This window comes from Roseateles sp. GW835-FHT13E02 (genome assembly GCF_058794035.1).
On record NZ_JBXAGJ010000001.1, the window covers coordinates 335,642 to 349,329 of the forward strand.

Below are 13,688 nucleotides of genomic sequence, written 5' to 3' on the forward strand. Positions count from 1 at the left end.
CCGGGTCAGAACCCGCACTCAGGCCGCAACTCAGGCCGTAGCCTTAGCGTCGCTTGCCACCCGTCTTGGCGGACGCGGCCGCAGACTTGCCGGCCTTGGCCGATTTGCCTGACTTGCTGGCCTTGGACGCCTGGTTCTTGCGTGCCACCTGACGCGCCAACTCCACGGGGTGCGGCGCTTGCGCCGCGGGGCTGCTGGCACCGCCGCTGCGGCTGCGGCCCGCCGTGCCGCGACGTGCCGCCTTGGCCACGGCCTTGACTTCCCGGTCGCGGCTCAGCAATTGCTCCAGTTCTTCTTCGGCAGTGACCGGCAAGGCCAGGGCCGCGGCGCGCGCACCCTGCCCAGCCTTGTCGCGAGCCGCACGGGCCAGCAGCTTGGCCTCGCCGCTCTCCTGCACCAGCCGGAAATCAATCTTGCGTGCATCGAGATCGACGCGGCCAACCTGCACCTGCACCTTGGCACCGGTCGCGTAACGAATGCCGGTGCGTTCGCCACGCAGCTCCTGACGCACCTCGTCGAACTTGAAGTACTCGCCACCGAGTTCGGTGATGTGGATCAGGCCCTCGACGAACAAGGCGTCGAGCTGCACGAACAGGCCAAAGCTGGTGACCGCGCTGACGGTGCCGGCAAACTCCTCGCCCAGGTGCTCGCGCATATAGCGGCACTTGAGCCAGGCCTCGACATCGCGCGAGGCCTCGTCGGCGCGGCGCTCGTTGGCGCTGCAATGCGCGCCCACCACCTCCCAGCGTTCCAGCTCGGTCGCGGCCTTGGCCGGATCGATGGGCGCCGCGCGACCCGGGCGCTTGGCGGGCATGGGCACATCCATCTTGCCGGCGTCGAGCTGGTACTTCTTGTCCGACAGGATGGCCTTGATGACGCGATGCACCAGCAGGTCGGGGTAACGCCGGATGGGGCTGGTGAAGTGGGTGTAGGCCTGGTAGCTGAGACCGAAGTGTCCAGCGTTCGCGGCCGTGTACTGCGCCTGCTGCATGGAGCGCAGCAGCATGGCGTGGATCTGGGTCGCATCGACCCGGTCCTTGGTGGCCGCGGCAATGGCCTGGTACTCGCTGGGCTTGGGGTTGTCGCCGATCGAAAGACCCAGGCCCAGGGCGCGCAGATAGGCCTGCAGCGCGACGCGCTTCTCGGGCGTGGGGCCCTCATGCACGCGGAACAGCGAGCCGTGCTTGGAATGCTCGATGAAATCAGCCGCGCAGACATTGGCGGCCAGCATGGCTTCCTCGATCAACTTGTGCGCTTCATTGCGGGTGCGCGGGATGATTTTCTCGATGCGGCCGTTGTCGTCGCAGACGATCTGCGTTTCCACCGTGTCGAAATCGATGGCGCCGCGGCGGTGGCGCTCGCCCAGCAAGGCGCGGTAGACCTCATGCAGATTGAGCAGATGCGGCACCAGATCGCGGCGCTTGGCAGCCTCGGGGCCATGGGTGTTGCCAAGAATCGCCGCCACCTCGTTGTAAGTGAAGCGCGCATGGGAGCGGATCACGGCCGGGTAGAACTGGTAGGCCGAGACTTCGCCACTTTCGTTGACCAGCATGTCGCAAACCATGGACAGGCGGTCTTCGTAGGGGTTCAAGGAGCACAGGCCGTTGGACAGCTTCTCCGGCAGCATGGGGATCACGCGGCGCGGGAAGTAGACCGAGGTGGCACGCTCGTAAGCGTCGCCATCGAGCGGGTCGCCGGGTTTCACGTAATGGCTGACGTCGGCAATGGCCACCAACAGACGCCAGCCGCTGAAGGCCGTCTTGCCGCGCCCCTGCTTGTGCGGCTCGCAGTAGACGGCATCGTCGAAATCGCGCGCGTCTTCGCCGTCGATGGTGACCAGGGCCACATCGCGCAGATCGATGCGGCCTTTCAGATCGACGGCGCGCAGCTTCTCGGGCAGCTTGGCCGCCTGCGCCAGCGTGGCGGCGCTGAAGCGATGCGGCACGTCGTACTTGCGCACGGCGATCTCGATCTCCATGCCGGGATCGTCAATCTCACCCAACACTTCAACAACACGACCCACCGGCTGGGCATAGAGCGAAGGCGGCTCGATCAACTCGACCGCCACCACCTGACCCGCCACGGCATTGGCAATACCGGCCTTGGGAATCAGGATGTCCTGCCCCATGCGCTTGTCCTCGGGCGCCACCAGCCAGATGCCCGACTCAAGCAGCAAACGGCCGATGATGGGCTTCTTCTTGCGCTCAAGGATCTCCAGCACCCGACCCTCGGGCCGGCCGCGCTTGTCATAACGCGTGATTCGCACGCGCAGGCGATCGCCGTGCATGACGGCATGCATTTCCTGCTGCGAAAGGTAGATGTCTTGCGTGCCGACATCGGGCAGCAAGAAACCGTGGCCATCGCGATGGCCTTGCAGCGTGCCCTCGACCTCGCTCAGCAATCCGGGGGTTTCGGCAGGCGCGGCTGCTTTCGCATTCGCGCTACTTGAGTTCTTAAAGTTTTTGATGATAGAATCCTTGCTTTCCTGAAACGACAGGGCTTACTCGATACAGATCGAAAGATACTTGGAATCGAGCTCAGCTTTGAACCTTGCCCAGGTGGCGGAATTGGTAGACGCACTAGTTTCAGGTACTAGCGGGTAACTCCGTGGAGGTTCGAGTCCTCTCCTGGGCACCAAATCCATCAAAGGCCGATATCGCAAGATATCGGCCTTTGTCATTCTCGCGCCCAGAAAGCAAAGTCCGGCGGACTTTGCGTGAGGACGAGAAGGCTTCGCTCCAAAGGAGCGAAGCGGGGTCGCGGCCATGTGACCGAGTCCTCTCCTGGGCACCAAATCCATGAAAAGCCGGTATCGAAAGATACCGGCTTTTTTCTTGCGCGCACCCAATTCAAATTCGAGATCAGGTGCGACGCGCGCATCCGACAGTGCGGATGCCGCGAAAAAGAAGGTAGAGAAAAAAGAGAAAAGCCGGCCGACGCCGACCTGCATCAGGTCAGCGTCGCCGGCTTTTTGCATGGCCTGCAGCGAGGGCTCAGACAACAAATTTCTTGGCCAGCGCATCGGGGCGCATATCGTCATACTCTTCGAAGGGCTGGTGGATCCAGGGGCTGGTTTCCAGCATTTCGACGTAGTAGTCGGGCGTGTAGCTGGACACACCCTTGGTCCAGATCACCGCGGAGCGCAGCTCGCTGATCGCCGGCATGCCGCGCAAGCGCTCGACCACCGCCTTCAGCGTCACGCCGGAATCCGCCAGGTCATCGACCAGCAGCACGCGGCCGGCCAACTCGCCCTTGGGCATGGTGATGTACTTGGCGATGTCCAGGCGGCCTTGGATGGTGCCGGCTTCGGCGCGGTAGGAGCTGGTGGACATGATGCCCAGCGGCTTGTCGAACACGCGGGACAGCACGTCGCCGGGGCGCATGCCACCACGGGCCAGGCACAGGATTTGATCGAACTCCCAGCCGGAAGCGTGGATCTTGAGCGCCAGGCGCTCGGTCAGCATGTGGTATTCGTCCCAGGACACGTACAGATGCTTGCCGTCGTCGGTCAACATGGATGGTTTCTCCTGTGGAGTGGGCGGGTGAGGCTCAAAAAACTAAGAAAAACTGGCCCTGCAGCGAGCGAGGCCAGAGCAGCGCGAGCGCGAGACTCAGGCCGTGTAGGGATGACGCAGCAGGATGGTGTGCTCGCGATCCGGACCGGTCGACACCATATCAATCGGCGCGCCGATGACTTCCTTGATACGTTGCAGGTAATTGCGCGCATTCAGCGGCAGCGCGTCCCAGGAGGTGGCACCGAAGGTGGTCTCGGTCCAGCCCGGGAAGGTTTCGTAAATCGCTTCGCTGCCGACGATCTCATCGCCATCGAGCGGCAGGATGTCGAGCACGCGGCCGTCGGCCAGCTTGTAGCCCACGCACATCTTGATCTCGCTCAGACCATCCAGCACGTCGAGCTTGGTGATGCACAGGCCCGTGATGCCGTTGATGATGACCGAACGCTTGAGCGCCGCGGCATCAAACCAACCACAGCGGCGGGCGCGGCCGGTCACGGTGCCTTTTTCCTGGCCCACGGTGGACAGGTGGTAGCCGACGGTGCCTTCCTTTTCCCACTCGAGCTCGGTCGGGAACGGGCCCGAGCCGACGCGGGTGGTGTAGGCCTTGGTGATCCCCAGCATGTAGTGCAGCATCTGCGGGCCCACGCCGGCACCGGCAGCAGCATTGCCGGCCACGCAGTTGCTTGAGGTGACGTAGGGGTAGGTGCCGTGGTCGATGTCCAGCAGCGTGCCTTGCGCGCCTTCGAACAGGATGTTGGCGCCCGCCAGATGCGCTTTGTGGATCATGTAGCCCACATCGGCCATCATGGGCTTGATCACCTCGGCCATCTTCATGGCCTGATCAAAGATGGGCTGGAACTCCAGAGCCTTGGCATTCAGATAGCCAGCCAGCGCGAAGTTGTGCAGCTCCAGCAGCTCGCGCAGCTTCTTGGCAAAACGATCAGGATGCTTCAGGTCTTGCACACGCAGGGCGCGGCGGGCGACCTTGTCTTCGTAGGCTGGGCCGATACCCTTGCCGGTGGTGCCGATCTTGCCAGCGCCGCTGCTTTCACGCAGGGCTTCGCGGGCCTTGTCCACTTCCACATGGAAGGGCAGGATCAGCGGGCAGGATTCGCTGATGAACAGGCGCGAACGCACCTCCACACCGGCTTTTTCCAGGCGCTCGATCTCACCCAGCAAATGGGTCGGATCGACCACCACACCGTTGCCGATGTAGCAGGCCACGCCGTCGCGCATGATGCCCGAGGGGATCAGCTGCAGCGCGGTCTTCACGCCCTTGATGACCAAGGTGTGGCCGGCATTGTGGCCGCCCTGGAAACGCACCACGCCCTGGGCATTGTCGGTCATCCAGTCGACAACCTTGCCCTTGCCTTCGTCACCCCATTGAGTGCCCACAACAACCACATTGCGGCCACGAGCGATTTCGCTATTCATCTTGATAACCCGATGATCAAAAGTAATTCCTGGCGACACGCGACTCAGAGCGCGCGCACCACCCACTGAGTGTCGATCTGGACCAGCTCGCGGTCGCAGTCGAATTCGTCGCCTTCGTGTTCATGCCCTGGCAGCACACACACCACGGTCTCACCCGCCTCGCGCAGGCGACGCACCGCCGCCCGCAACTCGGCATCCTCGCCCCAGGGCGCCCGCACCGCCGCCCGCAAGGGGCTGGCCGGGCTCAGGGCCTCGAGCGTCTTCAGGTCCAGGCTGAAGCCCACCGCCGGGCGGCGACGGCCAAACACCGCCCCCACCTCGTCGTAACGACCGCCGCGCAGCACGGCATCGCTGAAACCCTCGGCGTAGAGCGCGAAGCGCACGCCGCTGTAATAGGCATAGCCCGTCAGATCCGCCAGGTCAAAGCCGATGCGGATGTCCGGATGGCTGTGCTGCAGGTGCTGAGCCAGCCATTGCAGATCGTCGAGCGCGGCCGTGATCAGCGGATGCGCAGGCAAGACCTCGCGCGCACGCGCCAGCACCTCAACACCCCCGAACAGCGACAGCAGGCTTTGCAAATGCGCCTGCACCGACGCCGGCAAATCGGCCGACAAGGCGCGCAACGAACCGGCATCCTTGCTGGCCATGGCAGCCACCAGGGCATCCAGCTGCAAGGCCGACAGCTGCAGATCACCCAGCACACCACGCACCAGACGGGCATCGCCCATGTCCAAGGCGGCGTGCTTGAGGCCCGCACGCTGCACCGCATCGAGGGCCAGCTCCTGCACTTCCAGATCGGCCTCAAGGCCGGCATGGCCGTAGATCTCGATACCGAACTGCAGCGGCTCGCGGGTCGCATGCAAGCCCGCCGGACGGGTGTGCAGCACCGGGCCGCAGTAGCACAGGCGGGTCACACCGGCGCGGTTCAGCAGGTGCGCGTCGATGCGAGCCACCTGGGGCGTGGTGTCCGCACGCAGGCCGAGGCTTCGGCCCGAGAGCTGATCCACCAGTTTGAAGGTTTGCAGGTCCAGCGCGTGGCCGGTTCCGGAGAGCAGCGAGTCCAGATGCTCCAGCAGCGGGGGCATCACCAGCTCGCAACCGTAGCTGCGCGCCATGTCCAGAAGCTCGCGGCGCAGCTCTTCGATGCGGCGCGCCTGGGACGGCAGAACGTCAGCGATATGCTCGGGCAGCAGCCAAGCAGAGGCCATGGGGATTCGGGAGGGGGTTAAAAACGCATTGTACCGGCGCTGCGGCCGGATTGCCCCTCGGGCATCCCCAATTCCCCGCTTTTCCCCGTTTTTCCGCGCTCAGCGGCGCAAATCAAACACGCTTCACTGCGAAATCCACAACAAAGCGAGCAGCCCCGCCAGCATGCTGAGCAGGCCGACAAAACGGATCTGCCCGTCGGTCATGGCCAGCATGCGGGCGAAGACCTGGCGCCAGGAGGCCGGGCTGAGCAGGGGCAACAAACCTTCGATCACCAGCATCAAGGCCAGCGCCGTCAACCAGCTGTTGCCACTCATGCGCCCTGCCCTCCTCGCGTATTGCCAGCGATGCCGCGTTTACTTGCGCGGACCGGAGGTCGCCGCACCACCGGCAGCGCCGGAGCCACGCATGGCCTTGAAGAAGTCGCTGCTCGGGTCCACCACCATCACATCCGACTTGTTACGGAAGGTGCTGCGGTAAGCCTCCAGCTGGCGGTAAAACTGCGCAAACTGCGGGTCACGACCGAAGGCTTCGGCGTACAGGGCCGAAGCCTTGGCATCGCCCTCGCCCTTGATCTTCTGCGCATCGCGGTAGGCCTCGGCCACGATCACTTCGCGCTGACGGTCGGCATCGGCCTTGATCTTTTCAGCATCCGCGCCACCGGTGGAACGCAGCTCGTTGGCCACGCGCAGACGCTCGGACTTCATGCGGTTGTAAACCGAGTCGGTGATGTTGGCAGAGAAGTCGACGCGCTTGATACGTACATCCACCACCTCGATACCGAACTGCTTGGCCTCGTCTTCCAGGCGCTTGCGCACATCGTTCATGACCTTCTCGCGCTCGGTCGAGAGCACGGCCAGCACGGTGCGTTTGGTCACTTCTTCGTTGAACGCCGCTTGCACGATGGGGCTCAGGCGGTTCTCGACGTTACGCATGTCGGAGCCGTTGTTGCGGATGAACTGGCGCGGCTCGGCCACGCGCCACTTCACCAGCCAATCGATCACCAGGCTCTTCTTCTCGGCCGTGAAGATGGGGCGCGACTCGGGGCTGTCCAGGGTCTGCACACGGCGATCCAGCAAGACTGCGTTCTGCAGCGGCGGCGGCAGCTTGACCTTCAGACCGGGCTCGGTGATGACTTCCTTGATTTCCCCGAGGGCGTAGACGACCGCAAACTGGCGCTGGTCGACGATAAAGAGCATGGAGCTGGCCAGCATGAAGGCGATCAGGGCGCCGACCGCGATGGAGGCAATACGGTTCATCTCTATCACTCCCTGAAATCAACGCCCGTCGCGGCTGCGCAGGCCGTCGCGCGAACGCATGTCGTTATTGCCCACGGTGGCCGGGGTCTCGCTGGACGGCACGGCCGCCGGCACTGTACTGGTGACACTGCCACCGGCCTGCTGGATCAGCTTGTCCAACGGCAGGTACAGCAGGTTGGAGCCATTGCGGCTGTCCACCATCACCTTGCTGACGTTGGAATAGACCTGCTGCATGGTGTCGGTGTAGAGGCGGTCGCGTGTGACCGCCGGTGCCTTCTGGTACTCGGCCAGCACACTCTTGAAGCGCTGCGCATCACCTTCGGCCTGCGCCACCACGCGAGCCTTGTAGCCCTCGGCCTCTTCGCGCAGGCGCGCCGAAGTGCCTTGTGCCTTGGGGATCACGTCGTTGGCGTAGGCCTGGCCTTCGTTCTTCAGGCGCTCGCGGTCGGCGCCGGCCTTGAAGGCATCGTCGAAGGCAGCCTGCACCTGCTCGGGCGCCTGCACGTTCTGCACGTTCACGGCCTTGATCAGGATGCCGGCCTTCAGACGATCCATCTGGGCTTGCACCGACTTGACCAGCTCGGCCGCGATGGCATCGCGCTGCTCGTACAGCACCGAGTCCATCTTGCTTTTGCCGACGATCTCGCGCACGGCCGATTCGGCCGCCAAGATCACCGCCTCATCGGGCTTGTTGTTCTCGAACAGGTAGTCGCGCGCATCCTTGAGGATGAACTGCACGGTGAAGCGGATGTCGACGATGTTCTCGTCCTGCGTCAGCATGGAGGAGTCACGCAGCCCCGTGGCCGCCACCACCGAGTTGCGGCCCACCTCGACCTGACGCAGCTGGGTCACGGCGACCACCTCGCTGGCCTGGAAGGGGAACGGCAGGCGCCACTGGAAGCCGGCATCCACCGTCTTGCTGTACTTGCCAAAGGAGGTGATCACCCCTTGCTGGCCTTCCTGCACGATGAAGAAGCCGCTGCCCAGCCAACCGACCAACACCACGCCGCCGATCAGCAAAGCGCCGACGCTGGCGCTCTTCATATCGGGCTGGTAGTTGTTGCCGCCGCCCGAGTCGCCGTTGTTGTTGTTGCCGCCATTGCCGGCGGGTTTGCCGCCGAACATGCCGGAGAGCTTGCGATTGAAATCACGCCAGAGCTCATCCAGATCCGGCGGGCCGTCATTGCGGCCGTTGTTCAGCAGACGTCCTGCCCGCCAGTTCTGGGGCCACAGGCCGCGCAGCAAAGCGGCAGCCACGGCCGCCAGAGGCTTGATGCGGCCGGCAGCGGGGCTGCTCATCACGGGCCGCTCGGGGCTCACGCGCTCGTAGGTGTTCATGCTCATGCCTGTGTGGGATGGGTGTCGGCAGGGTCGCCCGTCACGGCGTCTGCCAGCGGTTGTTCGGAATCGTCGGAATCCAGTGAGGCGAAGTCCACCCCTGCATCTGGGGTGAGACCTGGGGAATTCAAGTCGGCCGGGCGCTGCGTCAGCAGGGCCTGCACGATCTGCTCGCGCAACACATCAAGGCCACTGCCATCAAGCGCGCTGACGAAGACACGCGGCACGCGCGCGCCGACGCTGCCATCGCTTTGGCGCTCGATCCAGTCCATGCCGCTGCGCGGTCGCTGGCTCTCTTCCAGCATGTCCTGCTTGTTGTAGACCAGGATCTGCGGAATGTGATCGGCGCCGATTTCTTCCAGCACCCGCTCCACTTCCAGCATTTGCTCTTCCAGCACGGGCGAAGCCGCGTCGACCACATGCAAGAGCAGGTCGGCATCGGCCGCTTCCTGCAAGGTGGCGCGGAAAGCCTCGACCAGCTTGTGCGGCAGGTCGCGGATGAAACCCACGGTGTCGGACAAGGACACGCTGGTGCCAGCCTGCTCCAGGTAGAGCGATCGCGTGGTGGTGTCCAGCGTGGCGAAGAGCTGGTCGGCCGCGTAGGTGCGCGCCTTGACCAAGGCATTGAAGAGCGTGGACTTGCCGGCATTGGTGTAGCCGACCAGGGACACGCGGAACACGCTGTTGCGGGCGCGAGCGCGCTGCTGGGTGCTGCGCTGGCGCTGCACCTTCTTGAGCTTTTCCTTGATGGCCTTGATGCGGTCATCAATCATGCGGCGGTCCAGCTCGATCTGGGCTTCGCCGGGGCCGCCGCGCATGCCGATGCCGCCGCTCTGTCGCTCCAAATGGCTCCAGCGGCGCACCAGGCGTGTGGCCAGGTATTGCAGGCGGGCCAGCTCGACCTGCATCTTGCCTTCATGGCTCTTGGCGCGGGCGGCAAAGATCTCCAGGATCAAGGCGGTGCGATCGGCCACGGGCACGCCCAGCACACGCTCGAGATTGCGCTGCTGCGCCGGCGAGATCGCCTGGTCGAACAGCACGGTGTGGGCCTGGTGCATCTGCACCAGCAGCTTGATCTCGTCGGCCTTGCCCGAGCCGACAAACAACGCCGCATCGGGCGACTGGCGGCGAGCAATCACCCGGGCCACCGGCGTGTCGCCGGCGGATTCGGCCAGCAAGGCCAGCTCGTCCAGGGTGGGATCGAATGTGGATGCGAACGAAGATTTGGCGTGGCGGCCGAAATCAACGCCCACAAGAATGGCACGCGCCGCCTCAGAAGGCGGCGACGTGTGGGTGGAGTCAGCGGAACTCAAGGTGTGGGCAAGGGGCAAAAGCCCAGGTTTCAGTGCGCTTCGTCAGCGCTGTCGGCGGTGTGGAAATTCACCGCACGACCCGGCACCACCGTGGAGATGGCGTGCTTGTAGACCATCTGCGTGACCGTGTTGCGCAGCAGAACCACATACTGGTCAAACGACTCGATGTGACCTTGCAGCTTGATGCCGTTGACCAGGTAGATGGACACCGGCACATGCTCCTTGCGCAGCAGGTTCAGGAAGGGATCTTGCAGGAGTTGGCCTTTGTTGCTCACGATATGCTCCGTGTTGTGAGAGGGATTTGGAGGGAACGGCGTTCACCTTAACACAGGCTGGCCGCCACCGCTGCGGGCCCGGGAGACAGGCTTCAGCTGTCTTTGTCGCTGTAGGGATTCTTCGAGGAACGCATCTCGATGCGCATGGGCGTGCCGACCAGCTTGTAGTGGGCGCGGATGCGGCCTTCCAGATAGCGTTTGTAGGCCTCGGTCACGCCTTCCAGCGAATTGCCGTGCACGATCACCAGGGGAGGATTCATGCCGCCCTGGTGGGCGTAGCGCAGCTTGGGTCGGAAATGCCCGCTGCGTTTGGGCGTTTGGTGCTCCACCGCTTCCTGGATCAGGCGCGTCAGCACCGGCGTGGTCATCTTGCGGTAGGCCGAGGAGTACGCATCGGCCAGCGCGCCCCAGAGCGGGCCTAGGCCTTGGCGCTTGAGCGCCGAGATGTTGTGGATCGGGGCGAACTTCAAAAACGCCAGGCGCTGCTCGATCGAGCGCTGCAGCTGCTCGCGCTGATAGCTGTCGATGGCGTCCCATTTGTTGACGGCCAGCACCACGGCGCGGCCGCTTTCCAGGATGTAACCCGCAATGTGAGCGTCTTGATCGGACACGCCTTGCGTGGCATCCAGCAGCAGCAGCACGACATTGGCGTCGGCAATCGCCTGCAAGGTCTTGACCACCGAGAACTTTTCGATGGCTTCGAAGACCTTGCCCTTGCGGCGCAGGCCGGCGGTGTCGATCAGCTGGAACTGCTGACCATTGCGCTCGAAAGGCACGGCAATGGCGTCGCGCGTGGTGCCCGGCATGTCGAAGGCCACCAAGCGCTCTTCACCCAGCCAGGTGTTGATCAGCGTGCTCTTGCCCACATTGGGGCGGCCGGCCACGGCCAGACGGATGACGCCGTCGTTCTCGGGCGCAGCCTCTTCGTCTTCTTCAAACTCGAAGGGCTCCAGCACCGCTTCCAACAGGCTGCGGATGCCCTGTCCGTGCGAGGCCGAAATCGGGTGCGGCTCGCCCAGGCCCAGCTCATGGAACTCACCCAGCAGGGGCGAATCGCTCATGCCCTCGGCCTTGTTCACGGCCAGGAAGATGCGCTTGTTGGCCTGGCGCAGGTAGCGGGCGATGTCGCTGTCCTGGGCCGACAGACCCAGACGCACATCGACCACAAAGACCACGGCATCGGCCTCGGCCACGGCCTGGCGGGTCTGCTTGGCCATTTCCTTGACGATGCCGGTGGTGCTGTCGGGCTCGAAACCGCCGGTGTCGATGACGATGAACTCACGATCACCCAGGCGCGCGTCACCGTAGTGGCGGTCGCGCGTCAGGCCGGCAAAATCCGCGACGATGGCGTCGCGGCTCTTGGTCAGCCGGTTGAAGAGCGTGGACTTGCCCACATTGGGGCGTCCGACCAGGGCGATGACGGGTTTCATATTCTTATTGTTCTCACTGCTAGGGGTTCAAAGCCGGCCGGAGCCGGGTCTTACTCAGGTCGCAAGGCGTACAGCCCGCCATTGCGGGTGGCCACCAAAATGGTCGTGCCCAGGGCCACGGGGGCGGCCTGGATGGCCGAGCCATCGGTGGCCAGACGCAGCTGGGTGCGGCCGTTGTCCAGGGCCAGGAAATGCACCTGGCCTTCGAAGTCGCCGACCACCACATTCTTGCCCACCACCAGCGGCGCGCTCAGGCGGCGGTGCTGGAACTGATCGGCCGTCCACATCACATCGCCATTGCCCAGGCCCCAGGCCGTGATGCGATCCGAAGCGTCGGCTGCCACGACGGCGGTGGCACCGCCACCGATGCCGTTCATGCCGCCGAAGTTGCGGCTCCAGAGCGCGCTGCCGCGCTCGGCATTGACGCAGCCCACGGCGGACTGGAAGGCGCGCGCGCAGATCAGGTCGCCCTGACGGACAGCGGGCGCCACCAGATCGGCCAAGCGCTCGACTTCGTTGGTGCCACGCGGGCTGGCCACGCTGGCTTCCCAGCGCACCGAACCACGCAGCGGGTCGACACCCGCCATGCGCGGGCCCTGGCCGACGATCAAGGTGTCCTTGAAGGCGGCCAGCACGCCGGGCTGGGCCAGGGTCAGGGGCTCGCCGGGACGGCGCAGGTTCCAGAGCAGGCGGCCGTCCAGGGCATCGAAAGCCTGGACCTGGCGATCCACGGTCAGCACGAAGACGCGCTCGCCCGCCACCAGGGGCGCAGCCAGCACGGCGCTGGGCAAGGGCTTGCGCCAGAGCACGCGGCCGGCTTCCAGCACCACCACCTCGTTCTCACGCGTCACCACGGCGGCGAAACGGCCGTCCGAGCCGACACCGGCGCTGAGCTTCTGGCCCACATCCACCCGCCAGGCCGAGCGGCCATCGCTGGCCTGCAAGGCCTCAACCACGCCGCCGCTGCCGGCGACCACGAACTGGTTGGCCACGGTGGCAATCGAGAGCGGGAACTGCACCGAATCGATGCGGCTGTTCCAGACCACGCGGCCGGCGATCTCGGGCGTCAGCGTTTCCAACGGCGTGGGCTTGGGTGCGTTCGAGGAGCCGAACAGCGAGCAGCCCGACAAGCCGGTCAGCACAGCCGCAGCCGCCAGAGCCAGCGCACCCGTGCGCAGGCGGGACGCGCCCATCTGCAGCGTCGCCTTCTTCAACGCGCCGCTCACTTGGCCGCTCCTTGGCCGGCGGCCGCTGCTTCTTCCACCGGCGGGGCCACGCCCAGGGTGCTCAGCTTGGCCTCGATCAGGCGGCGGTAGTCCTGGTTCTTGTCCATGGCGGCATAGGCTTTCTGGTACTCGGCCTTGGCCAGATCCGGCTTGGACTGCAACACCAGCAGGTCACCGCGTCGGTCGGCCTGCAGGGCGGCGAAATCGGGCGACTTGATCGCATCCAGGGTCTTGGCGGCCTCGTCGTACTGCTTGGCATCGAGTTGCAGACCGGCCAGACGGAGGCGGGCGACATCGCGCACATCTTCTTGCGAAGCGCTGCTGGCTGCCCAGCTCAGGCTGGCTCGGGCGGCGTCGGCCTGACCCTTGTCGAACTGGGCCTTGGCGGCCTGCAGCGCAGCTTGAGCGGCATAGGTGGTGCTGGGATAACGCTCTTTCAGGTCACCAAAAACGCGGCCGGCCTTTTCGGCATCACCGGCCTGCACGGCACGGTCCAGCTCGTCGTACATGGCCGCGGCCTTGCTGGCCTGGTCACGCTGGTACCAGTTCCAACCGTTCCAGCCGGCATAGGCCGCCAGGGCGATGGTCAGCGCCCAGGTGATCAGATTGCCCCAGGTTTTCCAAAAAGCCTTCAGCTGGTCCAGCTGTTCTTGTTCTTCGAGATCGAGATGCGACGCCATGAATGAAAGATT

General features: G+C 64.6%; 12 protein-coding genes and 1 tRNA gene. 1 reads left to right on the forward strand and 12 read right to left on the reverse strand.

From position 1 onward, the window contains the following. Positions 1-43: 43 nt before the first annotated feature. Entirely contained in the window at positions 44-2,398 is a 2,355-nt protein-coding gene (rnr, locus tag AC1Q6P_RS01425) for a ribonuclease R (protein ID WP_492664292.1), read from the reverse strand. 154 nt (positions 2,399-2,552) lie between these two features. Between rnr and AC1Q6P_RS01430 the strand changes: the two genes are divergently transcribed. After that, positions 2,553-2,637, forward strand: a tRNA-Leu gene (locus tag AC1Q6P_RS01430). A 356-nt stretch (positions 2,638-2,993) separates the two neighbouring features. On the opposite strand, the gene AC1Q6P_RS01435 is transcribed toward AC1Q6P_RS01430, so the two are convergent. From AC1Q6P_RS01435 to AC1Q6P_RS01485, 11 genes are all read right to left on the reverse strand, one after another. After that, complete coding sequence (locus AC1Q6P_RS01435) at positions 2,994-3,515, reverse strand: phosphoribosyltransferase (protein WP_102767424.1); 522 nt, start codon at positions 3,513-3,515, stop codon at positions 2,994-2,996. A 96-nt stretch (positions 3,516-3,611) separates the two neighbouring features. Beyond that, positions 3,612-4,949 carry an adenylosuccinate synthase gene (locus tag AC1Q6P_RS01440; protein ID WP_492664232.1) on the reverse strand — a complete coding sequence of 446 codons (1,338 nt, stop codon included), beginning with the start codon at positions 4,947-4,949 and terminating at the stop codon, positions 3,612-3,614. Between the two features lie 44 nt (positions 4,950-4,993). Beyond that, the gene (locus tag AC1Q6P_RS01445) at positions 4,994-6,157 is read right to left on the reverse strand and encodes an ATP phosphoribosyltransferase regulatory subunit (protein WP_492664231.1); all 1,164 of its coding nucleotides are present in this window, start codon (positions 6,155-6,157) and stop codon (positions 4,994-4,996) included. A 123-nt stretch (positions 6,158-6,280) separates the two neighbouring features. Continuing rightward, complete coding sequence (locus tag AC1Q6P_RS01450) at positions 6,281-6,472, reverse strand: DUF2065 domain-containing protein (RefSeq protein WP_102767426.1); 192 nt, start codon at positions 6,470-6,472, stop codon at positions 6,281-6,283. Positions 6,473-6,511: 39 nt separating this feature from the next. Continuing rightward, positions 6,512-7,414 (reverse strand): protease modulator HflC, encoded by a 903-nt coding sequence (gene hflC, locus AC1Q6P_RS01455; protein ID WP_102767427.1) that lies wholly within the window; start codon positions 7,412-7,414, stop codon positions 6,512-6,514. Positions 7,415-7,432: 18 nt separating this feature from the next. Further along, positions 7,433-8,752 carry an FtsH protease activity modulator HflK gene (gene hflK, locus AC1Q6P_RS01460; protein ID WP_492664291.1) on the reverse strand — a complete coding sequence of 440 codons (1,320 nt, stop codon included), beginning with the start codon at positions 8,750-8,752 and terminating at the stop codon, positions 7,433-7,435. 2 nt (positions 8,753-8,754) lie between these two features. Beyond that, a complete protein-coding gene (gene hflX / locus AC1Q6P_RS01465) occupies positions 8,755-10,065 on the reverse strand; it encodes a GTPase HflX (RefSeq protein WP_492664230.1) in 1,311 nt (436 codons plus the stop codon). 29 nt (positions 10,066-10,094) lie between these two features. Beyond that, complete coding sequence (gene hfq / locus AC1Q6P_RS01470) at positions 10,095-10,340, reverse strand: RNA chaperone Hfq (protein WP_102767430.1); 246 nt, start codon at positions 10,338-10,340, stop codon at positions 10,095-10,097. Positions 10,341-10,432: 92 nt separating this feature from the next. Beyond that, positions 10,433-11,770, reverse strand: a complete 1,338-nt coding sequence (der, locus tag AC1Q6P_RS01475) for a ribosome biogenesis GTPase Der (RefSeq protein WP_492664229.1) — start codon at positions 11,768-11,770, stop codon at positions 10,433-10,435. 50 nt (positions 11,771-11,820) lie between these two features. After that, on the reverse strand, positions 11,821-12,996 hold the full coding sequence (gene bamB, locus AC1Q6P_RS01480; protein ID WP_492664228.1) for an outer membrane protein assembly factor BamB: 1,176 nt from the start codon (positions 12,994-12,996) through the stop codon (positions 11,821-11,823). Continuing rightward, entirely contained in the window at positions 12,993-13,676 is a 684-nt protein-coding gene (locus tag AC1Q6P_RS01485) for a YfgM family protein (protein ID WP_171825809.1), read from the reverse strand. Before AC1Q6P_RS01485 ends, bamB begins: the two co-directional genes overlap by 4 nt. Positions 13,677-13,688: the final 12 nt, after the last annotated feature.

Coding starts and splice junctions, on each gene's coding strand:
- AC1Q6P_RS01450 (WP_102767426.1), bottom strand. CDS start 6,472: ATGAGTGGCAACAGCTGGTTGACGGCGCTGGCCTTGATGCTGGTGATC.
- hflK (WP_492664291.1), bottom strand. CDS start 8,752: ATGAACACCTACGAGCGCGTGAGCCCCGAGCGGCCCGTGATGAGCAGC.
- AC1Q6P_RS01485 (WP_171825809.1), bottom strand. CDS start 13,676: ATGGCGTCGCATCTCGATCTCGAAGAACAAGAACAGCTGGACCAGCTG.
- AC1Q6P_RS01445 (WP_492664231.1), bottom strand. CDS start 6,157: ATGGCCTCTGCTTGGCTGCTGCCCGAGCATATCGCTGACGTTCTGCCG.
- AC1Q6P_RS01440 (WP_492664232.1), bottom strand. CDS start 4,949: ATGAATAGCGAAATCGCTCGTGGCCGCAATGTGGTTGTTGTGGGCACT.
- hflC (WP_102767427.1), bottom strand. CDS start 7,414: ATGAACCGTATTGCCTCCATCGCGGTCGGCGCCCTGATCGCCTTCATG.
- der (WP_492664229.1), bottom strand. CDS start 11,770: ATGAAACCCGTCATCGCCCTGGTCGGACGCCCCAATGTGGGCAAGTCC.
- AC1Q6P_RS01435 (WP_102767424.1), bottom strand. CDS start 3,515: ATGTTGACCGACGACGGCAAGCATCTGTACGTGTCCTGGGACGAATAC.